This window comes from Flavobacterium cupriresistens (assembly GCF_020911925.1).
GTDB lineage: Bacteria > Bacteroidota > Bacteroidia > Flavobacteriales > Flavobacteriaceae > Flavobacterium > Flavobacterium cupriresistens.
In genome coordinates this window covers 2,628,407-2,650,459 of sequence record NZ_CP087134.1, presented here as the reverse complement: position 1 = coordinate 2,650,459, position 22,053 = coordinate 2,628,407, and the positions used below count along the sequence as shown (strand labels likewise).

The window sequence follows — 22,053 nt, the reverse complement described above, 5'->3', positions numbered from 1 at the left end:
AAGAAAAACAAAAGATAAACCATGAAAAAAGCAAGTTATTTAATCGTATTTTTTATATCCCTTTTCTTCACAAGCTGTGAAGAAGTTGTTGATGTAGAATTGGATACTGCACCTCCAAAATTAGTAATTGAAGCTGCCATAACCTGGCAAAAAGGAACCCCCGGGAATCAACAAATTATAAAACTAACCACTACAACGGGTTATTTTCAAAATGTAATTCCAACGGTTTCGGGTGCTGTTGTGTCTATAAAAAATAGCAAAAATGAACAATTCAATTTTATAGAAAGTCCTAAAAAAGGTCAATATGTTTGTACCACTTTTAAACCTGAAATTGAGGAAAATTATACTTTGACAGTAGTTAGTGGCGGAAATACGTATACGGCAAGTGAGATTTTAAAATCGGTAGCTCCGATCACTCGACTGGAACAAAACAACGAAGGCGGTATTACCCGAAAAGATATTGAAGTAAAAGCTTTTTATACAGATCCTGGCGACGCAGAAAATTATTATCTATTTAAATACACCTATTCCAGCAAAGTAACGTCTACCTTTTATGCTTCTGAAGATAAATTTTACCAAGGAAATGAAATTTTCAGCAGCTCGGATGATGATGAATTAAAACCCGGAGATCAAGTAGAAATTGTCCATTACGGAATCTCAAAATCGTACTATAATTATATGAATATTTTAGTGAGTATTGCCGGCAATAATAGCGGAGGCCCTTTTCAAGCTCCTCCTGCAACAGTAAAAGGAAACATCATTAATACAACCGATAAACCGAATTATCCTTTGGGTTACTTTTCTCTTACCGAAACGGATTCAAAAAAATATACTATCGAATAACACCCCGACAAATGGAAGCCAGAATTGAAATTGCAGCAGAAAAGAAACTCATCGGAAAATACATTGCCATGTCTTTCCTGGACAATAAAACCTTTCAGTTGTGGTCGTCTTTCATGCCGCATCACAAAGAAATAAAAAACAAAATTGGAACTGATTTGTATTCGTTGGAAGTTTTCCCCGTCGGTTATTTTAATGAATTTGACCCCAAAAATGATTTTGAAAAATGGGCAGCGGTTGAAGTTTCTAATTTCAGTGAAATACCGTCAGGAATGGAAGATCTCGTCATTCCTTCCGGACTATATGCTGTTTTTATTCATGAAGGAGAAAATACAAAAGCCCATAAAACCTATCATTCTATATTTGTAGAGTGGTTACCAAACTCGACTTACACGGTTGACGATCGCCCGCATTTTGCCATAATGGGAGAAAAGTATAAAAAAGACGATCCGAATTCGGAAGAAGAAATCTGGATTCCAATAAAAAATAAAATTTAGAAATCATGTCAATCAAAACACTACAATCACTTTTTGAACGGGATCTTACTAAATTGAAACTCGAAATTGAATCGTATCAGGATGAATCTAAAATTTGGGTCATCGATAAAAACATTCTAAATTCAGGTGGAAATCTTTGTTTGCATCTTATTGGAAACATCAATCATTTTATCGGTGCACAAATTGGCAAAACCGATTACATTAGAAATCGGGAGTTAGAATTTTCGCAAAAAGACGTACCAAGAACCGTATTGGTTCAAAAAATTAACGACACCTTAGCTGTAGTAAATCAAACTCTTGACACACTCGACGAAGCTGATTTAGAAACCATTTACCCGCTAATTGTTTTTGAAAAAGAAATGACAACGGACTTTTTTCTGGTGCATCTTGCGACGCATTTAGCGTATCATCTGGGGCAAATTAATTACCACAGAAGATTGCTGGATACAGCGAAATAAAAAAACAGGATTTCGAAAAAAAAATCTAAACCCTCAACCTATGTAAATGTTTTAAAAATTAGAATTAAGTAACCTTTGTCCTTCACAATTCTAATTTTTAAAACATGAAACATTTACTTTCAATCTTATTATTTATTTGGGGCTTATCTGCTAAAGCACAAACTTTCAAAAATCCTGAATCCCTATTTGACCCAACACCTTATGGTTTCAGTCATGCCTCTTCCGTAAAAGCAAATGGCAAACTCGTTTACATTTCGGGGCAAAGTGGCGGTCTAGGCAAGGAACATCATTTGAGTTCCGATTTCAGAGAGCAAGTTCAAATTGCCTTGAAAAATCTCACAACGGTTCTGGACAGTTACCATTTAAAACCGGAAAATGTCATGAAAGTGACCCTTCTGATCGTCGATCATTCTTCAGAAAAATTAAAAATATGGGAAGAAGAAATTCGCCAAACATGGAAAAACAAACCCTTTCCTGCCAGTACCCTAATTCCCGTCACCAAACTGGCAATTGACGGAATGTTAATTGAAGTAGATGCCGTTGCTTTCCAACCAATAAAATAAATTGGTACCCAGTCAAAGCCTATAACTTTCGTACATTTGCAGCACATTTCAAATCAAAACGCTAAATGTCTTCACACCATATCGTACGCGACGACCAGGAACCGGCTTTAATCATTGCTAACGGAGCAGCTTGCCATCCGGAATTATTAGGACAACTGCTCGAATGGTCTCCATTGGTAATCGTCCTGGATTCTGCCATCGAAAGAGTGATTGAATTAGGCATAAAAGTCGATGTCCTTTTAGGCGATTTTGATCGTGGTTTTGATCCTGAAATTTACAAAACCACTCAATATCCGATTGAGATTGTACACACCCCCGATCAAAACAAAACCGATTTAGAAAAAGCTTTTGACTATTTAATTGATCGAAAAATCCCTGCTGCTAATGTTGTTTGGGCCACCGGAAAACGTGCCGATCATACGATAACCAACTTAACCAATATTGTTCGCTATCGAAATTTGCTTAAAATCGTCATTCTCGACGATCATTCTAAGATATTTCTGCTTCCGAATAAATTTGAAAAATGGTATACGGCCAAAACACCCATTTCATTAATTCCGATTGGAGTTGTAAATAGTATTTTCTCCACTAATCTGAAATATCCATTAGAAAACGATACACTTACAATTGGTTACAGAACCGGCAGCAGCAATTCTGTTGCAAAAGACGGGTTGGTTACGATTACACATTCCGACGGTGATTTATTGCTAATGGAATGTATGGATTAATTTCCTTTAAATTGCATTGCTTATGTTACTGTGCTAATTACCGCAAGGCTCGCAAAGTTTAATTATAACATTATGACTCCTTTTTAATTTAGGCCTAGTTTTTTTTCACGCAGATTTAGCAGATTGCACAGATTTTTTATATGAGGTAAATAGATCAGCCTAATCTGCTAAATCTGCGTGCTTGAAAAAATCTTTGCGAGTCTCGTCTTTAATTTTTTAATCGCAACGTAAAGACAATCCTTTTCATAAGAGCATCTTCACAAAAAAGGAATGACTATCTTTGCACCCAAATTCACAAAATGAAAGCAATAGACAATTCCGAAAAAAACAACTTACATCCTAGAAATCTGCATCGCTCCCGATACGATTTCGAACTTCTTATTACCAATTGTCCGGAATTAAAAAAGTACGTGGCCGTAAATGTTCACGGAGTAGAAACTATTGATTTCAGTGATCCAAAGGCTGTAAAAGCGCTTAATAAAGCATTATTACAAACCTACTACGACATTCAGAATTGGGACATTCCTTCTGATTATCTTTGTCCTCCAATTCCGGGACGTACCGATTATATTCACTATCTGGCTGATTTATTAGCAGAAACGAATAACGGAATCATTCCTGAAGGAAATTCTGTTTTAGGTCTGGATATCGGAACGGGAGCAAATTGCATCTATCCGATATTAGGGAACGCTATTTACGATTGGAGTTTTGTGGGTACCGACATTGACCTAAAAGCAATTCAAAACTGCAGTAAAATTATCGAAGCCAATCCAAAACTTATTGACGCGATAAGTTTACAGCAACAAACGGAATCCAGATTTATATTCAAAAACATCGTCACACCGGAAGATCGTTTTACATTCACCATTTGCAATCCTCCTTTTCATGCTTCTGCCGAAGATGCCAATCAAAGCACCGTTAGAAAAGTTTCAAATCTAAATCCGAAAGAAAAAAAGAAAACAAATCCTGTTTTAAACTTTGGAGGTCAAAATGCAGAATTATGGTGCGATGGCGGCGAAATAGGTTTTGTCACACAGATGATTTATGAGAGTGCCAAATATCCAATGCAGTGTTTATGGTTTACTACTTTGGTTTCTAAAAGAGACAATCTTTCCAGTATTTACAGAACTTTAAATAAGGTAAATGCTGCTGCTATAAAAACAATAGATATGGCTCAAGGCCAAAAAACAAGTCGTATTATAGCATGGACTTTTTTGACTGAGGAACAAAGGAAAAACTGGAAAATATAAATAAAATTCTTACAAAATAACTTTTGCTTTGATTTTTATTATATCTTTGTATTCAAATAGGTAATACCTGTTCAAACGTGGCGGTGAAACATCTACCATAAATGTATTATTAATACATCGTTCACAGGGACTATTTTTTAACAAAAATATCTAAAAGGGCTTAGGCCCTTTTTTTTATACAGATGAAAATATACATAGATGAAAGTGGTGATTTGGGATGGACTCTTGATAAACCAAATAGACATGGAGGTTCAAGTAAGTACATTACAATTACCGGAATTATTATTTCTGCTAATGAGGAAAAATATATTTCGCGTTTCATCAATGGTATTTATAAAAAATACAACTTAACACCTAACATCGAAAAAAAAGGAGCCAATTTTATCCCTGAACACTCCTCTTATATCACTTCTCAATTAACTGCCAAAGTAATCAACAAAAGCTCTTCATTTAAAATAATTTCGATTACCGTAAATAAAACAAACATATACGAATCACTACAAAAAGATAAAAACATATTTTACAACTATGTTCTTGGATTATTATTAAAACCCGAAATTATTCAGCATAACAATATTGAAATTATATTGGATCGAAGAACTATAAAAGTCAGTCAGGGTGAAAGTTTTCCGGATTATATAAAAACAGAAATTTGGGGACAAGGCCATAATATAAATATCACATGTGAATTTTTAGAAAGCAGCAAGAATAAAATGATTTGGTTTGCAGATTGGTACGCTAATTTTATTTGGCGTAAACATGAGGATAATGAATCCAGTTCATATGAGCAATTAATAAATTTTCCCAAAGAACGATTTTTAGAGAAAAAACTCTTTTTTGAACTAAAACACACAAAGTATAAAAAAGTATAATTGTACTCCTAAAACCTTATAATTATGATAGTTTAAAATAAAATTCTAATACGATAATCCATTCCATCAGCGTAACTTTATAGGATATTGAATTTTTCATTATGCTAAAACTATCTCTACAATTTGCGTTATTATTTTTATTGGTCGGCTGTGCTTCTTCCAAAAAAGTAAAATTTGATGATTATATTTTTCAAACAAAAACGGAAAAGAGTGCTTACATCAACTCCTACGACAAAGCTTTAAAACTTTGGGATGTTCCGTATACGGAAGAAAATATTCAAACTGATTTTGGAATTGCTCATGTTATAATAGCCGGACCCAAAAATGGAAAAGATTTGGTTTTGCTACACGGCATGGATGCCAGTTCTACCATGTGGTATCCAAATATAAAAGTTTTAGCAAAAACACATCGTGTCTATGCCATCGACTTTCTGATGGAACCCGGCAAATCAACTTTAACAACAAAAGCACTTTCATCAGAAGAGATCGTGGTTTGGTACAATCAGATTTTCACTTATTATAAATTAAAAAACTTCGATATTGTCGCCGCTTCACGTGGGGGCTGGACGGCGACATTATTAGCTACTCAAAAAGAAAATTCAATTGACAAAATAGTTTTATTAAGTCCTGCACAAACGTTTAAATCTATTGATAAAATGAGAAAAACGACTTCTGCCTTACTGCTTAAGCTGTTCCCCAATGAAAAAAGATTCACTAAAACACTAAACGCCTTTGCTACACATCCCGAAAACATAAATCCTGCTTATAAAAGACAATTTTATCTGGCGAATAAATATGCCAAATCGAATTCAAATATGCTCAATATGCGACCTTTTTCGGATGACGAATTGAAGTCGATTCAAAATCCAGTTTTAGTTTTAATTGGAGATCATGACGTTATCAATTCTGATGAAAGTTTAAAACGTGCACAGAAACATTTAGTTAATAGCAAGACTAAAATCATCAAAGATGCCGGACATTTCTTAAGTACTGATCAGCCTAAAGTTGTAAATGAGGCTATTATTGATTTTTTGAAATAGCTTAAATTTTTAATTTCAAGTGACTCTCTTATAGCATTCAAACTTTGTATCTTTACAACACTAAAATTTTCATCAGACAAAAATGGAGTTTCAAGTTTCCTCAGATTATAGTCCAAAAGGCGATCAGCCGCAAGCCATTCAAAAACTCACACAAGGAGTTGTTGATGGCGAAAAATATCAAACTTTATTAGGAGTTACAGGTTCAGGAAAAACGTTTACTGTAGCCAATGTTATTCAGGAAGTGCAAAGACCTACTTTGGTTTTAGCGCATAACAAAACTTTGGCAGCCCAGTTGTATTCCGAATTCAAGCAGTTTTTCCCTGATAATGCGGTTGAATATTTCGTTTCTTATTACGACTATTACCAACCCGAAGCTTTTATGCCCGTAACCGGAGTTTTCATCGAAAAAGATTTATCTATCAATGAAGAACTGGAAAAAATGCGTTTGAGCACTACCTCTTCCCTACTTTCAGGTCGACGAGATATTTTGGTTGTGGCATCCGTTTCTTGTTTATACGGTATCGGAAATCCGGTTGAATTCCAAAAAAACGTAATTGCAATAGAAAAAGATCAGGTTATTTCCCGTACCAAATTATTGCATAGTTTGGTTCAGAGTTTATACGCCCGAACTGAAGCCGATTTTACACCCGGAACTTTCAGAATCAAAGGTGACACTGTTGAAGTTTATCCGAGTTATGCCGATGATGCTTTTAGAATTCACTTTTTCGGAGACGAAATCGAAGAAATAGAATCTTTTGATGCCAAGACTTCTCAAGTAATAGAGAAATTCAATAAACTGACGATTTATCCCGCCAACATGTTTGTGACTTCTCCGGATGTTTTACAAGGTGCTATCTGGGAAATTCAACAAGATTTAGTAAAACAAGTCGATTATTTTAAGGAAATCGGAAAACATCTGGAAGCAAAACGTTTAGAAGAACGTACCAATTTTGACTTAGAAATGATTCGGGAATTGGGTTATTGCTCCGGAATTGAGAATTACTCGCGTTACCTTGACGGAAGAGATGCCGGAACAAGACCTTTCTGCTTACTGGATTATTTTCCAGACGACTATCTGATGGTAGTGGACGAAAGTCACGTAACGGTCTCGCAAGTTCATGCCATGTACGGAGGCGACAGAAGCCGTAAAGAAAATTTGGTAGAATACGGTTTCCGTTTACCAGCTGCAATGGACAACAGACCTTTGAAATTCGAAGAATTTGAAGCCATGCAAAATCAAGTCATTTATGTTTCTGCAACTCCCGCCGATTATGAGTTACAAAAATGTGATGGTGTTTATGTAGAACAAGTTATTCGTCCGACAGGATTGTTGGATCCTATTATAGAAATTCGTCCAAGTTTGAATCAAATCGATGATTTAATCGAAGAAATTCAGGTGCGTTGTGAATTAGACGAAAGAGTTCTGGTCACTACTTTAACCAAAAGAATGGCCGAAGAATTGGCCAAATATTTAACCAAAGTGAATATTCGTTGTCGCTACATTCACTCCGATGTTGACACTTTAGAGCGAATCGAAATCATGCAGGATTTGCGAAAAGGTATTTTTGATGTTTTAATTGGAGTCAACTTACTTCGTGAAGGATTGGATTTACCTGAAGTCTCCCTGGTTGCCATCCTTGACGCTGATAAAGAAGGATTTCTGCGAAGCCACAGATCGTTGACACAAACTATTGGTCGTGCGGCAAGAAATCTAAATGGTAAAGCCATTATGTATGCGGATAAAATCACTGCCAGTATGCAAAAAACAATTGACGAAACCAACTATCGAAGAACCAAACAGATCAATTTTAATACTGAAAACAATATTATACCACAGGCCTTAAAGAAAAAAATCGAAAGTGCCTTTACTAAAAATCCGTTGGTGGAATATGAATTGGGGCATACTCTGACTACTGCAGCAGAACCTAATACGGCTTATATGTCTAAGGCTGATTTAGAAAAAATGATTCGCGAGAAACGAAAATCAATGGAAAAAGCAGCCAAAGATCTGGACTTTTTACAAGCAGCCAAATTGCGTGACGATATCAAAAAACTACAGGAACAATTGCCTTAATTGTGTTGTTCCTGAAAAACTTTTAGCAACACTTTAGGATCAATCAAAGCGTTTGGTGCTTTTTGCATCAGATCTAAAATTCGTTTTGTTGCAATTGGATTCAAACCCATCTCAATTGCGATCTGCTGTATTGCTGATGCTTCCTTTTCGTGTAAAACGCCATCACAATGCATAATCAAAGCCAACCTGTAAAATTGCTGAATACGCTGAAACTCCGATTTTATGGCTAACGGTGAAGTTTCCTGATGAAATAAATCCTGAAATTCTTTTTTATCGATATTCAATTCCTGCGCTACCAGCCACAAAAACTCCAATTCGCGTTTGTGCAACTGACCATCAACTGTTGAGAACGCAATCATTTCTAAAAGTAAACTTCTCTTTTGTTCTTCGGTATTCATCAATTTATTATTTTTAGCTAAATTATTGTTTTTAAATCTAAAACACAAAAAAACACATGATTCGGCTATTCTTCTTTTTCATTTTCCTTGGGACAATCTCTAGCAGTAATGCGCAAGAAAGCACGGCATCAAAAAATGTTTCGACTTTCACGATTGAAGCTCCTCAGCTAAAAACCACCAAAAAAATATGGATTTACTTACCTGAAAATTATTCCACTTCAATAAAGAAAAAATATCCGGTACTCTACATGCATGATGCTCAAAATTTGTTTGACTCCAAAACTTCCTACGCAGGAGAATGGAATGTCGACGAAAAACTGGACAGCCTAAAAGCCCAAGTGATTGTTATTGGAATTGAACATGGAAATGACAAACGAACAGACGAGCTAACGCCTTATAAAAATGAAAAGTATGGAGGCGGAAATGCCGATAATTACCTTGAATTTATCGTTAAAACCCTAAAACCATATATAGATAAAGAGTACAGAACCAAGCCCGATGCTAAAAACACCACTATTATGGGAAGCTCCCTTGGTGGATTGGTTTCGTATTATGCGGCATTCCAATATCCGAAGGTGTTTGGGAAAGTAGGCGTTTTTTCACCTTCCTTTTGGTTTTCGAACGACATTTACACTTTAACAGAAAAAGCACCTAAAATAAAGACCAAATTTTACTTTTTATGCGGTGACAACGAAGATGAAGATATGGTAAAAGATATGACTAAAATGGAGCGGTTGCTGGACAAAAACCGTTGCTACTGTCTGCATCTTACACGATCAAAAATTGTGAAAGGCGGCCAGCATAATGAAAAACTCTGGCGGGATAATTTTGTGACCGCTTTTTTATGGTTGAATTAAAAAAACACAGCATATGGAATTGATTTTAAGAGCATACGACCTAAAACTAAAACACACCTTTACCATCTCCAGAGAATCAATTGATATTCAACCTTCGTTGATTGTCGAACTAAAAAGTGATGGTTTTTCGGGTTTTGGAGAAGCAACTTCGAATCCGTATTACAAAACGACAGTTCCTGTAATGATAGCGGATTTAGAAAAAATAAGAGCTGTTATCGAAGCCACAGAAAACGAAACTCCCGAAGTATTTTGGGCAAAAATATATCCTTATCTAAAACAGGATATGTTTGCCTTATGTGCTTTAGATTTGGCTTATACGGATTTATATGCCCGTAAAAAAGGCAAAAAACTGTATGACTTATGGGGCTATTCTATCGACAAAAACCCAATGACAGATTACACAATCGGGATTGCTTCTATCGAAAAAATGGTCGCCAAAATGCAAGAACTTCCATGGCCAATTTATAAAATTAAGCTGGGAACCAAAGAAGATATTGCCATCGTAAAAGAACTTAGAAAACATACCGATGCCATTTTCAGAATCGATGCCAACTGCGATTGGGACGTTGACGAAACCATCAATAATTCGATCGAATTAAAAAATTTAGGTGTTGAATTTCTCGAGCAGCCCATAAAAGCCGATAATTGGGAGGGCCACCGAGAGATTTTCAAACACTCAGCCTTGCCTGTAATTGCTGATGAAAGCTGTATCCTTGAAGAAGATGTAGCAAAATGTCACCATCATTTTCACGGAGTAAATGTCAAATTAGTAAAATGCGGCGGACTAACTCCGGGCAAACGTATGATTGAAGAAGCCAAGAAACTAGGCCTAAAAACAATGGTAGGCTGCATGACCGAATCTACAGTGGGAATTTCGGCCATTGCTCATTTATTGCCGCAACTGGATTATGTTGACATGGATGGCGCATTGCTTTTGGCACAAGATATCGCCACCGGAGTAACTATAAAAGAGGGTGTTATTCAATATTCTGAACTCAATGGAACAGGTGTAAAATTAATTCGTTAAACAGAATAATTTAACACATAGACACATAGCTTTTATGAATTTATAAAAAGGCGTTTCACTTGTTTGGAAGACACATAGCTGTATGTTCGAAAGAAGTATATTATTTTTCACTAAATCGCCCAAGAAATCAACTAAAAATATAAAGTTCAATGAAAGTCAATCAATTTCCGGATCGAATTATTGAGATAGACCAAGAATCGTATTTGTATTTTGGCGGAACAGCTTATCTCGGTTTATCTGTTCATAAATCTTTTCAGGACTTGGTAATTAAAAACATTCTGAAATGGGGAACTACTTACGGAAGTTCCAGAAATGCAAACGTTAAACTCACCGCTTATGATAACGGTGAACTTTTTTTGGCGAAACATATTAAAGCTAAAGCTGCCGTAACAGTCTCTTCGGGAATGCTGGCCGGAAAAATTGTAATCGATGAATTGAATAAAGAAACGGATTGTTATTTTCATTTCCCGGATGCGCACCCTGCAATTAAAGCCCATAACAGCCTTCCTGTTTTTATTGATGCTAAAATCAATCCGAGATTAGTAGATGCAACGCCGGAACGCATTACGATTCTTACGGATGCAGTTCCTTCTTATCAAACAAAAGCGATTGATTTATCGATTTTAAAAGAAATTCCAAATCATAAAGCCATTACTTTGGTTGTCGACGAATCACATTCTCTCGGCATTTTAGGTAAAAATGGCTCGGGAATTTACTCTGAAATACAACTTCCGATTAAACGCAAAATTTTGGTTTCTTCTTTAGGAAAGGCTTTTGGTTTGACGGGAGGAGTTATTGCGAGTGATTTAGCATTCATCAATCAAATAAAAAAACTGGACACTTTTATTTCAGCCGCCGGAATGAATCCTGCTTTCGTACAAACGCTAGCGGAAGCTGCTGCAATTTATCAAAGTCAGCATGAAAAACTTTTAGACAATCTGAGTTATATTGATTCCAAACTCCTTAAAAACGAAACGATAAAGTTCAACAAAACCTATCCTTTATTATACATCGAAATTGACAGGATAACGGAAATACTTAAGGAAAATAAAATTATTATTGCCAATTTCAAATATCAGGAAAACGCCAAAGATATCAATCGCATTGTGATTACAGCGAATCATTTGAGATCAGACTTAGACCGGATAATTAATGTTTTAAATGACTATAACTCTTATTCAAAGTAAAAAAGAGTTTGACACGAATTGCACTAATTTTCACTAATTGCTTTGCGCTAAAATTTAATTCGTGCTAATTCGTGTAATTTGTGGCAAAAAAATAATAAGTCTAATTCAATAGCGCAGATCAAATAATTAACGTTTTAAACGACTACAATTCAGATTCAAAGTAAAAAAATCTAACACGAATTACACTAATTTTCACTAATTGCGTTGCGCTTAAAATTTAATTCGTGATAATTCGTGTAATTTGTGCAATTCGTGTCAAAAAATCATAAGCCCAATTCAATAAATTGCAATCTGATTGTTTTTAAAACGTACCTTTGTAAAAAATTAAACGATGACGAACAACGATATCCTAAAAAAACTTCGTGTAGCTTTAATGCTGCGTGATGACCAAATAGTTGAGATTTTAGAATTAGTAGATTTTAGAATTTCAAAATCAGAATTAGGTGCTTTTTTTAGAGCCGAAGATCATGAGAATTACATGGAATGTGGTGATCAGGTTTTGCGTAACTTCTTAAACGGGTTAGTAATTCATTTAAGAGGAACGAAAGAAAATCCGAAAAATCCAAACGACGTTTTAGCGAAACATAAAGCTGAAATTCCAAAGAAAGAAAATACTAAAGACAGACCTGAATTTAAGGCTGCCCCGAAAGACAGTGAAAGAGCGAGAGGTGATCAAAAACCTTCAAAAACCGGAGCTGCTAAAAAGCCTTTCAAGAAAAACAATACCAAAACTGCTCCTAAAGTACAGGTGGTAGAGAAAGTAATTTACAAAAACGGGAAGAATAAAAATTCTTAGGTTTGTGAGCTGTGAAATGTGTTTCTTTTTGCGTTTTACAGATGATTTCAAAAAAAATCCATTCATTGCGAATGGATTTTTTTTATATTTTGTTTTCTTCTATTTTCTCAAAAAAAGCCTCTTTAAAAGTCGCTCCAATTGGTAGTTCTTTACCATTCATGAAAACCGAAAAACTATCGGTAGATTCAATGTGTTTTAAAGCTACGACATAGGATTTATGAATTTGAATAAAGTCATTTCCGGGCAGTGATTCCACTACATTTTTTAAAGATGAATGGGTAATAATCTGCTCCTTTGAAGTATGAATACAAACGTAATTCTGCAAACTTTCGACATACAGCATATCGTTCAAAAGCACTTTTTGGAACTTATTTTTTCCATCTGTTTTTACAAATATAAATTCCTTCTGACTATTAGGTACAATTTCTGTTTTAACCTCAGCATTGAGTTTTGAAACGGCTTGATAAAAACGTTCAAAAGCGATTGGTTTCAGTAAATAATCTACAGCATTCAATTCAAAACCTTCTAATGCAAAATCAGGATATGCGGTTGTAAAAATCACTTTTACCTCTTTAGAAATAATTTTGGAAAGCTGTAATCCTGTGAGTTGAGGCATTTGAATATCCAGAAAAATAACATCCACTTTATTGGAATTCAGAAATTCTAATGCTTTTAAAGAGTCATTGAAAATTCCTACTTCTTCCAAAAAAGAAACTTTCTCCACATAATTTTTAAGAATTCGTGTTGCAGGCGGTTCATCATCAACAATTATACACTTAAAAGCCATAACTATTTTTTTAAAGGGATTTTCAGATACACTTTAAAGGTATCATTATTTACTGTTTTTTCGAGTATAAATTTGTCTTTATAAGCATATTCCAAACGTTTCATCAGATTGTCAAATCCAATTCCTGTAGAATAGTAATTTTCTCCTTCAATGCTATAATTAAAGGTTTCAATTTCTAAAAAATCTTCTTTTATTTCAATCGAAATTATCGCGCTTTTCTTGAGATCATTTAATTTTCCATGTTTGAAAACATTTTAAATAAAATGAATTAAAACGGATGGCAGAATCTTCTCAATTGTATAATCACCGTTGACAGAGAATATCAAATACAACTGATCTTCAAATCTTTTTTGCTGTAAATGAATGTAATTTTTAATGAACTGCACTTCTTTTGAAAGCAAAACTTCTTCTTTATCCGTCTCTGTGATAACATAACGAAGCAAATCCGACAACACCAAAACATCTGAAGCCATTTCGTCATCTTTCCCGATTAGCTGGCTGTAAAACGAATTTAGCGTATTAAACAAAAAATGCGGACTAATTTGGGATTTCAGTATTTGAAATTCGGCTTTTTTGTTTTCCAAAAGCAATTCTTGGTTTTGTTTCTGTGTCTCCTGAAACTGCCAGAACAAATAACTAAAAAAACTTAAAATCACTGCCGGTGAACCAAAGAAAAAATTGTCTCTGATGTAAAACCCTACTTCTCTTGATTCTTCTACATAATTATGAATCCCGGTAATTTCAAAAATAATTATTTCCTCAAACACATATCGAACTCCCGAAAAAAGAAGCAAGGAAACCGGAATGGTCAACAAATAAAAAAAGAATCTTTTTTTATTTAAAAGCCAAGGACAAAAAATATAGAAATTTAAAGTGTAAATAGCAAAAACAGCCAGCAAGTGACTGAACGAGAATAAGAAAAGCATCTTATCGAATATAAAAGTTTCGTATTTCTTGCCGACACCAATACCCCAGAGGTAAAAAGTAACAAACAAACCCAAAAACAAAATAATATGATAATAGAAAGGGACTTTTAGTTTCATAACAACTTTTTAATAGTTCCAAAAATACAATTATACCTTTTAACGAAGCTATTATTTATATGAAACTGCCATTTCTAATGACGAACCTCTAAAAACGTTATATGACTTTTTTGTGACCTCAATTCGACTAGTTCGTAATTCAGAATAACGTGTTCATCAAAAATTAAAAAACTGGCTGTACTTCCCGTCTACTTTTGCATCGAATTTAAACCAAACCATCATGCAAAAAATCATTTTATTAGCCATTTTTCTTTCATTGAATCTTATTACGGCTCAACCAAAAAAGAAACAAATCTTATTAATCGGAACCTTTCATTTTGAAAACCCGGGTCTTGATGTAGCTAAAATCAATACTTTCGATGTAATGAGCGAAAAAAGTCAAAAGGAATTAGAAAACATCACTAATAAAATTAAAGAATTTGGTCCGGATAAAATTTTCGTCGAATGGGGTTACCAAAAACAGGACAAACTGGATAAATTCTATGCTCGAAATACGGATAGTTTACTTCATAAAAAAGCGGATGAAAGAGTACAACTAGCCTTAAGAGCAGCTAAAAAACTAGGTCATAAAAAATTATTTGCCATTGATTATAATCAAACTCGTTTTCCTTACGATAGTTTAACCAAAGGTATGAAAGAAGCCAATCAACTGGATTTATTAAAAAGCAATGACGAGGAAATGAAAATTTTCGAGCAATCGCAAAACGAAAAAATGAAAAAATATAATCTAACGGAACTTTTAATAGACTATAATTCAAACCAATCAAACAAAGAAAATGTGGAATGGTATCTTGGCACCGCAAACAGGGCCGGGAAAAACGATAATTTCGTAGGTGCCTTTTTGGTTTCTGAATGGTATAAAAGAAATCTTTATATGTATTCCTTAATTCAAAAACTAACAGAAAGTAAAGATGATAAGATAATGGTCTTACTTGGAGCGGGACATACTGCTATGATTCGCGAGTTTATAAAATACGACCCTAATTTTGAAATTGTAGAACTGGCTACGATTCTGAAATAACAGACAGCGGGGGCTTTTAACCGCAAAGTGCGCAAGGGTTTTATTTTTATTTTGAACGCAAGGTTCGCAAGGCTATATCAATCATCATGGCTTTGTGGGCCTTGCGTTTTTATCGTAGAGATGCACAGCAGTGCATCTCAACCTACATATATAACATAAAAAAAACCATTCGCAGAACGAATGGTTTTCCTGTTTTTATCGATATTGTTGCCGTGGAGATGCACTGCTGTGCATCTCAACCTACATATATAACATAAAAAAACCATTCGCAGAACGAATGGTTTTTCTATTTTTATCGATATTGTTGCCGTAGAGATGCACTACTGTGCATCTCTACAACGCACGATATTGTATTATTTAGATAATGCAGCTTTAACTTGGTCAGCAGCTTCTTGGAATTGAACAGCTGATAAGATTGGCATACCTGAATTGTCAATTAATTCTTTTGCAATTTCAGCATTTGTTCCTTGCAAACGAACGATAATTGGCACATTGATAGCATCACCCATATTTTTGTAAGCGTCAACAACTCCTTGCGCCACACGGTCACAACGAACGATTCCACCAAAAATATTGATCAAAATTGCTTTTACGTTTGGATCTTTTAAGATAATACGGAAAGCAGTTTCAACACGTTTTGCATCTGCAGTTCCACCAACGTCTAAGAAGTTAGCAGGCTCAAATCCAGCGTATTTAATTAAATCCATAGTTGCCATTGCAAGACCAGCTCCGTTTACCATACATCCAACTGTACCGTCAAGATCTACGTAATTTAAACCTACTTCTTTAGCTTCTACTTCAATTGGATTCTCCTCACGGATATCACGCATTTCAGCATATTTAGGTTGTCTGTATAAAGCATTATCATCGATATTTACTTTAGCATCAACAGCCATAATTTTGTTGTCAGATGTTTTTAAAACCGGGTTGATTTCAAACATAGAAGCATCAGAACCAATGTAAGCATTGTATAAAGCATCGATGAATTTAATCATTTCTTTAAAAGCATTTCCTGAAAGACCTAAATTAAAGGCAATTCTTCTTGCTTGAAAACCTTGCAATCCAACATTAGGATCAACTTCTTCAGTAAAGATTAAGTGAGGTGTGTGCTCAGCAACTTCTTCAATATCCATTCCACCTTCAGTAGAATACATAATCATGTTACGACCTGTAGCTCTATTTAATAAAACAGAAACATAAAATTCAGACGTTTCACTTTCACCAGGATAGTATACATCTTCTGCTACTAAAATTTTGTTTACTTTTTTACCTTCAGCAGAAGTTTGAGGTGTAATCAATTGCATTCCGATAATTTGTTCTGCAATCTCTTCAACTTGTTGTAAGTTCTTAGCTAGTTTCACTCCACCACCTTTTCCACGGCCACCTGCGTGAATTTGCGCTTTAATCACGTGCCATCCTGTACCAGTTTCGGCAGTTAATTGTTTTGCAGCAGCTACAGCTTCAACTGCATTGTTAGCCACAATTCCGCGTTGAATGCGTACTCCGTAACTCGCTAAAATTTCTTTTCCTTGATATTCGTGTATGTTCATAATATAGAATTTGTCTGGTTCTGAATTTATTTCAGAATAAAAGTGCGACAAAAATAGCAAAATTCAACTGAATAGTAAAATCTTTTTCAATTAAAAATGTCTCAAATTTATATTAAGGAGTTATTCCTTTTTAAAGCAAATTAATCGTTAAACAATTGCTTATAAATTGTGAAGAGAAAAATACTATATCGTTTGAGTTTTAACAAAAATACCAACGGTATCAATAGCTTAGCGACGATTTTTCTTAAAATATCTTAAAGCCGATTATGATTTTGATAATTCGCAATGCTTTAAATAATAATATTGACATTTTAGAACCCTTTTTCTAATATTACAACAAAAATGTAAGTCAAACAACTAATTCAATGAATTATATTTAACGAAATCTTTATTTTTGTAGAAAAAATATCAAGAATGAGAGTTAAAGAACAAGGGCTTTATTTGCCTGAATTTGAACACGACAATTGTGGTGCAGGATTTATTTGTAATTTGAATGGTATTAAATCTAATGACATCATTCACAAAGCATTGGATATCTTAATAAAATTAGAACACCGTGGTGCCGTTAGTTCTGATGGAAGAACCGGAGACGGAGCCGGAATTTTATTTGACATCCCACATGATTTTTTTAAGAAAGTATGTGATTTTGAAATCCCTGAAACACGTGAGTATGCAGTAGGAATGGTTTTTTTGCCAAAAAGTAAAAACCAGGTTTCTTTTTGTATGAATGCGTTCGAAGCAACTATTAAAGATCAAAATTTAAAGATCTTAGGTTGGAGAGATGTACCCGTTGACGTTGAAAATTTAGGGCAGATTGCCGCAGAAAAAGAACCAACCGTTAAGCAGGTTTTTGTTAGCAAAAACAATCAGGATTTAACGGAACAAGAATTTAATGCAAAACTTTTTGCAGCTAGAAAAATTGCTGAACATGCGATAAGAGGCTCTAAAACCTCCGAAAGTCATATGTTTTATTTTACTAGCCTATCGACCACTACTATAATATATAAAGGTCTCTTGATGCCGGAAGACATCAGCCGCTATTATATTGATTTGAAAGATCCCGACTTGGTGACACGTTTAGCGTTAGTACACCAACGTTTCTCTACCAATACTTTTCCTTCCTGGGATTTGGCACAACCCTTCAGATACATGTGTCATAACGGGGAGATCAATACCCTTCGCGGAAATGTCAGCAGAATGCGTGCCCGTGAAGAACTAATGGAAAGCAAAATTTTTGGTGATGATATCAAAAAATTATTCCCGATTATCTTAGAAGGAAAATCAGATTCTGCTTCGATGGATATGGTTGTTGAACTTTTATTAATGACCGGTCGTTCTCTGCCTGAAGCCATGATGATGGTCGTTCCTGAAGCTTGGGAAAAACACCAGTCTATGTCGGAGGAAAAGAAAGCTTTCTACGAATACAACGCTTGTATCATGGAACCTTGGGACGGCCCTGCTTCTATTCCGTTTACTGATGGAAATGTAATTGGAGCATTATTGGACAGAAATGGTTTGCGTCCTTCCCGTTATACTTTGACAAAAAGTGGTTTCGTAATCATGTCATCAGAAATTGGTGTATTGGATATCGAGGCGGAAGACGTAATTCAGCACGGTCGTTTAGAACCAGGGAAAATGTTCTTGGTTGATATGAATGAAGGTCGTATCATTGAAGATGAAGAGATCAAAAAAGCCATCGTAACCAAACGTCCTTACAAAGAATGGGTTGAGGCTAACTTGCTTCCTTTGTCTAAAGTTCCTTATACCAACAACCCTACTCCGGTTGAGAAATTGGATTTCCAGACCAGACAACGTTTGTTTGGTTATACGATCGAGGATTTAAAAACAATTATCAACCCAATGGGATCAGATGGCGCTGAAGCGATCAGTTCTATGGGTAACGATACTCCATTGGCCGTTTTATCAGATCAGCCACAATTATTATACAACTATTTCAAACAATTGTTTGCTCAGGTTACCAACCCGCCTTTGGATGGTATTCGTGAGGAGATTATTACCGATATCAGTTTAGCCATTGGTGGTGATTTTAATATTTTTGATATTGAAGCAAAACAATGCAAAAAATTAAAAATCCAAAACCCTGTTATCTCCAACGAGGATTTAGATAAAATTAAAAATATAGATCACGAAGATTTCAAATCGTCGACTATTTCTACCTTATATAAGATCGAAAAAGGAGTTAACGGTTTAGAGCGTGCTTTAGAAAAATGTGTTCAGGCTACTTACAAAGCAGTTTCTGAAGGCCATAACATTATCATTCTTTCTGACAGAGGTGTTAGCGAGCAATTAGCTCCGATCCCGATGTTATTGGCTTGCTCTTACATTCACCACTCTTTAAACATTTTGAAAGTTCGTTCTAAATTCGGAATCATAATCGAATCTGCAGAACCGCGCGAACCACATCATTTTGCTTTATTGTTTGGATATGGAGCCAGTGCAATCAATCCATACATGGTCAATGAGATCATTCACGATCAGGTAAACCAAGGTTTTATTACCAAAGTTAAAGCTGATTATGCTATTATCAACTATAACAAAGCGATTGCAAAAGGGATCTTAAAAATCATGAATAAAATCGGAATCTCTACTTTACATTCGTACAGAGCGGCTCAGATTTTTGAGATTTTAGGTTTAAATAAAACATTCTCTACGAAATATTTCCCATACACTCCTTCCAGAATTGAAGGAATTGGTCTGATGGAAATTGAAAAAGAAGTAAAGAAAAGATTCCAGAAAGCATTTCCAAATTCAAAAATCGCCAACTTATTGCCTTTAGAAATTGGAGGTATTTACAGATGGAGAAGATCCGGAGAAAAACACATGTTCAATCCGACTACGATTTCTAAATTACAACAAGCCGTTCGTTTGAACAGTCCGGAAAGTTATAAAGAATACTCCGATATGGTCAACGAGCAAAGTGAAAACTTAATGACCATCAGAGGTTTATTCGAATTCAATAATTTAGATCCGATTTCTATTGATGAAGTAGAACCTTGGACCGAAATTGTAAAAAAGTTCAAAACCGGAGCAATGTCTTACGGATCGATCAGTAGAGAAGCGCATGAGAACTTAGCGATTGCAATGAACCGAATTGGCGGAAAAAGTAATTCGGGAGAAGGCGGAGAAGATCCAAAACGTTTCCAAAAAGAAATTAACGGTGATTCCCGAAACAGTGCCATCAAACAAGTCGCTTCAGGAAGATTTGGTGTTTCGATCAATTATTTGACAAACGCTAAAGAAATCCAAATTAAAATGGCTCAGGGCGCTAAACCTGGTGAAGGTGGACAGTTACCGGGAGAAAAAGTAGTGCCTTGGATTGCTGAAACCAGAAACTCTACCCCTTATGTAGGTCTGATTTCGCCACCGCCGCACCACGATATTTATTCTATTGAAGATTTATCGCAATTGATTTATGACTTAAAAAATGCCAATCGTGAAGCTCGTATCAACGTAAAACTAGTTTCTGAAGTAGGTGTTGGGACCATCGCTGCCGGTGTAGCCAAAGCCAAAGCAGATGTTATCTTAATCTCAGGTTACGACGGAGGAACAGGTGCAGCACCATTGACTTCTTTACAACATACCGGTATTCCGTGGGAACTTGGCTTGGCCGAAGCACAACAGACTTTAATCTTAAATGACTTAAGAAGTCGTGTGGTTTTAGAATGTGACGGACAGTTAAAAACAGGTCGTGACGTTGCTATCGCAGCATTATTAGGTGCCGAAGAGTTTGGTTTTGCTACCGCTCCATTAGTAGCCTCCGGTTGTATCATGATGAGAGCTTGTCACTTAAATACTTGTCCGGTTGGTATTGCCACTCAGGATCCTGAATTGAGAAAAAATTTCAAAGGAACTCCGGAGCACGTAATCAACTTCATGTATTTTATTGCTGAGGAATTAAGAGAAATCATGGCACAATTAGGTTTCAGAACCTTAAAAGAAATGGTAGGTCAGTCGCAAAAATTAAATGTGAACAAAGCGATCAAACACTACAAAGCAAATGGTTTAGATTTATCGTCCATTTTATACAAACCGGAAAAAGCCAAAACGGTTCCAAATCACAATACGACAGAACAAGATCACAACCTTGAAAACGTATTGGATTTCGCAATCATCAAAGAGGCAATTCCATCTATTTACAGAAAAGAAAAAACAAGAGTTACCTTTAAAATTAAAAATACAGACCGTTCTGTAGGTGCCATTTTGAGTAATGAAATCTCAAAAATATATGGCGCACAAGGTTTACCCGATGACACTATTTTAGTTGATTTTGAAGGTTCTGCCGGACAAAGTTTTGGTGCATTTGCAACAAACGGATTGTCATTTAAAATTCACGGAAACTGTAATGATTATTTAGGAAAAGGACTTTCGGGAGGAAAATTAATTATCAAAGTACCTCCTACTGCGACTTTCAAACCTGAAGAAAATATCATTATTGGTAACGTTGCCCTTTATGGTGCTATTACCGGAGAGGCTTACATCAATGGTATGGCCGGAGAGCGTTTTTGTGTGAGAAATTCCGGAGCAACTGCGGTTGTAGAAGGAATTGGAGATCACGGATGTGAGTATATGACGGGTGGTACAGTCGTAGTTTTAGGAAAAACAGGCCGAAACTTCGCAGCAGGTATGAGCGGCGGCGTGGCTTATGTTTACGATCCGAAGCAGCAATTTGATTCGAAATCCTGCAACATGGAAATGGTCGCTTTTGACCCAATCGAAACTGCCGATATCACAAAACTAAGACGACTGATTAAAAACCATTCTTTGTACACCAACAGTCCATTAGCCAAAAGAATTTTAGCAGATTGGGAGAATCAACAAAACCACTTCGTAAAAGTAATGCCAACTGATTACAAAAAAGCATTACAAAGAATTGCAGAAGAAAAGAAAATAGAAGAATTAATAGCAGATTAGATGATTTTAGAATTCAGATTTTAGATTTTAGATTATTTCAAATTTGACCACACCGCTTTGCTAGTCTTGCGGTTAAAAAGTTTGGAATTTGGAATTTAAAAAATTGGAATTTGGAATTCAAAAAATTGGAATT

At 35.4% G+C, this 22,053-nt stretch carries 19 protein-coding genes; 15 read left to right on the top strand and 4 right to left on the bottom strand.

Annotated elements, in window-relative coordinates:
- Nucleotides 1-21 precede the first annotated feature (21 nt).
- The 9 genes from LNP23_RS11375 (at nt 22) to uvrB (ending at nt 8,322) form a co-directional block, all read left to right on the top strand.
- Nucleotides 22-843 carry a DUF4249 domain-containing protein gene (locus LNP23_RS11375; protein ID WP_230004977.1) on the top strand — a complete coding sequence of 274 codons (822 nt, stop codon included), beginning with the start codon at nt 22-24 and terminating at the stop codon, nt 841-843.
- An 11-nt stretch (nt 844-854) separates the two neighbouring features.
- Nucleotides 855-1,337, top strand: coding sequence for a GyrI-like domain-containing protein (locus LNP23_RS11370; RefSeq protein WP_047775426.1), 483 nt, complete (start codon nt 855-857; stop codon nt 1,335-1,337).
- Nucleotides 1,338-1,342: 5 nt separating this feature from the next.
- A complete protein-coding gene (locus LNP23_RS11365; protein WP_230004976.1) occupies nt 1,343-1,795 on the top strand; it encodes a DinB family protein in 453 nt (150 codons plus the stop codon).
- A 104-nt stretch (nt 1,796-1,899) separates the two neighbouring features.
- Nucleotides 1,900-2,358 (top strand): RidA family protein, encoded by a 459-nt coding sequence (locus LNP23_RS11360; protein WP_230004975.1) that lies wholly within the window; start codon nt 1,900-1,902, stop codon nt 2,356-2,358.
- A gap of 65 nt (nt 2,359-2,423) precedes the next feature.
- Nucleotides 2,424-3,086: a thiamine diphosphokinase gene (locus LNP23_RS11355; protein ID WP_230004974.1), complete on the top strand. Its 663-nt coding sequence runs from the start codon at nt 2,424-2,426 to the stop codon at nt 3,084-3,086.
- Between the two features lie 299 nt (nt 3,087-3,385).
- A complete protein-coding gene (rlmF, locus tag LNP23_RS11350; protein WP_230004973.1) occupies nt 3,386-4,336 on the top strand; it encodes a 23S rRNA (adenine(1618)-N(6))-methyltransferase RlmF in 951 nt (316 codons plus the stop codon).
- A 182-nt stretch (nt 4,337-4,518) separates the two neighbouring features.
- Nucleotides 4,519-5,208, top strand: coding sequence for a DUF3800 domain-containing protein (locus tag LNP23_RS11345; protein ID WP_230004972.1), 690 nt, complete (start codon nt 4,519-4,521; stop codon nt 5,206-5,208).
- A gap of 101 nt (nt 5,209-5,309) precedes the next feature.
- Entirely contained in the window at nt 5,310-6,248 is a 939-nt protein-coding gene (locus LNP23_RS11340; RefSeq protein WP_230004971.1) for an alpha/beta fold hydrolase, read from the top strand.
- Between the two features lie 82 nt (nt 6,249-6,330).
- Nucleotides 6,331-8,322 (top strand): excinuclease ABC subunit UvrB, encoded by a 1,992-nt coding sequence (gene uvrB, locus LNP23_RS11335; protein WP_230004970.1) that lies wholly within the window; start codon nt 6,331-6,333, stop codon nt 8,320-8,322.
- Here the strand turns inward: uvrB and LNP23_RS11330 are convergent.
- The gene (locus LNP23_RS11330; protein WP_047775411.1) at nt 8,319-8,720 is read right to left on the bottom strand and encodes a TerB family tellurite resistance protein; all 402 of its coding nucleotides are present in this window, start codon (nt 8,718-8,720) and stop codon (nt 8,319-8,321) included. The genes uvrB and LNP23_RS11330 overlap by 4 nt on opposite strands.
- 56 nt (nt 8,721-8,776) lie before the next feature.
- Between LNP23_RS11330 and LNP23_RS11325 the strand changes: the two genes are divergently transcribed.
- The 4 genes from LNP23_RS11325 (at nt 8,777) to LNP23_RS11310 (ending at nt 12,587) form a co-directional block, all read left to right on the top strand.
- Nucleotides 8,777-9,577 (top strand): alpha/beta hydrolase, encoded by an 801-nt coding sequence (locus LNP23_RS11325; protein ID WP_230004969.1) that lies wholly within the window; start codon nt 8,777-8,779, stop codon nt 9,575-9,577.
- Between the two features lie 13 nt (nt 9,578-9,590).
- Complete coding sequence (locus LNP23_RS11320) at nt 9,591-10,604, top strand: dipeptide epimerase (RefSeq protein WP_230004968.1); 1,014 nt, start codon at nt 9,591-9,593, stop codon at nt 10,602-10,604.
- Nucleotides 10,605-10,753: 149 nt separating this feature from the next.
- Complete coding sequence (locus LNP23_RS11315) at nt 10,754-11,791, top strand: aminotransferase class I/II-fold pyridoxal phosphate-dependent enzyme (RefSeq protein ID WP_230004967.1); 1,038 nt, start codon at nt 10,754-10,756, stop codon at nt 11,789-11,791.
- 331 nt (nt 11,792-12,122) lie between these two features.
- Entirely contained in the window at nt 12,123-12,587 is a 465-nt protein-coding gene (locus LNP23_RS11310) for a DUF1456 family protein (RefSeq protein ID WP_230004966.1), read from the top strand.
- Nucleotides 12,588-12,669: 82 nt separating this feature from the next.
- Here the strand turns inward: LNP23_RS11310 and LNP23_RS11305 are convergent, their stop codons facing one another.
- On the bottom strand, nt 12,670-13,374 hold the full coding sequence (locus LNP23_RS11305; protein WP_230004965.1) for a LytR/AlgR family response regulator transcription factor: 705 nt from the start codon (nt 13,372-13,374) through the stop codon (nt 12,670-12,672).
- 254 nt (nt 13,375-13,628) lie between these two features.
- Complete coding sequence (locus LNP23_RS11300) at nt 13,629-14,417, bottom strand: sensor histidine kinase (RefSeq protein WP_230004964.1); 789 nt, start codon at nt 14,415-14,417, stop codon at nt 13,629-13,631.
- A 220-nt stretch (nt 14,418-14,637) separates the two neighbouring features.
- Between LNP23_RS11300 and LNP23_RS11295 the strand changes: the two genes are divergently transcribed.
- A complete protein-coding gene (locus tag LNP23_RS11295; RefSeq protein ID WP_230004963.1) occupies nt 14,638-15,438 on the top strand; it encodes a DUF5694 domain-containing protein in 801 nt (266 codons plus the stop codon).
- 353 nt (nt 15,439-15,791) lie between these two features.
- Here LNP23_RS11295 and sucC read toward each other — a convergent pair whose 3' ends face one another.
- Entirely contained in the window at nt 15,792-16,988 is a 1,197-nt protein-coding gene (gene sucC, locus LNP23_RS11290; protein WP_047775398.1) for an ADP-forming succinate--CoA ligase subunit beta, read from the bottom strand.
- A 414-nt stretch (nt 16,989-17,402) separates the two neighbouring features.
- On the opposite strand from sucC, the gene gltB reads away from it, so the two are divergent.
- Nucleotides 17,403-21,920, top strand: coding sequence for a glutamate synthase large subunit (gene gltB / locus LNP23_RS11285; protein ID WP_230004962.1), 4,518 nt, complete (start codon nt 17,403-17,405; stop codon nt 21,918-21,920).
- Nucleotides 21,921-22,053: the final 133 nt, after the last annotated feature.

Bases quoted from the DNA above. Each gene is read 5' to 3' on its own strand.
- LNP23_RS11375 (WP_230004977.1), top strand. From the start codon at position 22: ATGAAAAAAGCAAGTTATTTAATCGTATTTTTTATATCCCTTTTCTTC.
- gltB (WP_230004962.1), top strand. From the start codon at position 17,403: ATGAGAGTTAAAGAACAAGGGCTTTATTTGCCTGAATTTGAACACGAC.
- sucC (WP_047775398.1), bottom strand. From the start codon at position 16,988: ATGAACATACACGAATATCAAGGAAAAGAAATTTTAGCGAGTTACGGA.
- LNP23_RS11365 (WP_230004976.1), top strand. From the start codon at position 1,343: ATGTCAATCAAAACACTACAATCACTTTTTGAACGGGATCTTACTAAA.
- LNP23_RS11370 (WP_047775426.1), top strand. From the start codon at position 855: ATGGAAGCCAGAATTGAAATTGCAGCAGAAAAGAAACTCATCGGAAAA.
- LNP23_RS11300 (WP_230004964.1), bottom strand. From the start codon at position 14,417: ATGAAACTAAAAGTCCCTTTCTATTATCATATTATTTTGTTTTTGGGT.
- rlmF (WP_230004973.1), top strand. From the start codon at position 3,386: ATGAAAGCAATAGACAATTCCGAAAAAAACAACTTACATCCTAGAAAT.
- LNP23_RS11310 (WP_230004966.1), top strand. From the start codon at position 12,123: ATGACGAACAACGATATCCTAAAAAAACTTCGTGTAGCTTTAATGCTG.
- LNP23_RS11330 (WP_047775411.1), bottom strand. From the start codon at position 8,720: ATGAATACCGAAGAACAAAAGAGAAGTTTACTTTTAGAAATGATTGCG.
- LNP23_RS11340 (WP_230004971.1), top strand. From the start codon at position 5,310: ATGCTAAAACTATCTCTACAATTTGCGTTATTATTTTTATTGGTCGGC.
- LNP23_RS11325 (WP_230004969.1), top strand. From the start codon at position 8,777: ATGATTCGGCTATTCTTCTTTTTCATTTTCCTTGGGACAATCTCTAGC.
- uvrB (WP_230004970.1), top strand. From the start codon at position 6,331: ATGGAGTTTCAAGTTTCCTCAGATTATAGTCCAAAAGGCGATCAGCCG.
- LNP23_RS11305 (WP_230004965.1), bottom strand. From the start codon at position 13,374: ATGGCTTTTAAGTGTATAATTGTTGATGATGAACCGCCTGCAACACGA.
- LNP23_RS11320 (WP_230004968.1), top strand. From the start codon at position 9,591: ATGGAATTGATTTTAAGAGCATACGACCTAAAACTAAAACACACCTTT.
- LNP23_RS11315 (WP_230004967.1), top strand. From the start codon at position 10,754: ATGAAAGTCAATCAATTTCCGGATCGAATTATTGAGATAGACCAAGAA.
- LNP23_RS11360 (WP_230004975.1), top strand. From the start codon at position 1,900: ATGAAACATTTACTTTCAATCTTATTATTTATTTGGGGCTTATCTGCT.
- LNP23_RS11355 (WP_230004974.1), top strand. From the start codon at position 2,424: ATGTCTTCACACCATATCGTACGCGACGACCAGGAACCGGCTTTAATC.
- LNP23_RS11295 (WP_230004963.1), top strand. From the start codon at position 14,638: ATGCAAAAAATCATTTTATTAGCCATTTTTCTTTCATTGAATCTTATT.
- LNP23_RS11345 (WP_230004972.1), top strand. From the start codon at position 4,519: ATGAAAATATACATAGATGAAAGTGGTGATTTGGGATGGACTCTTGAT.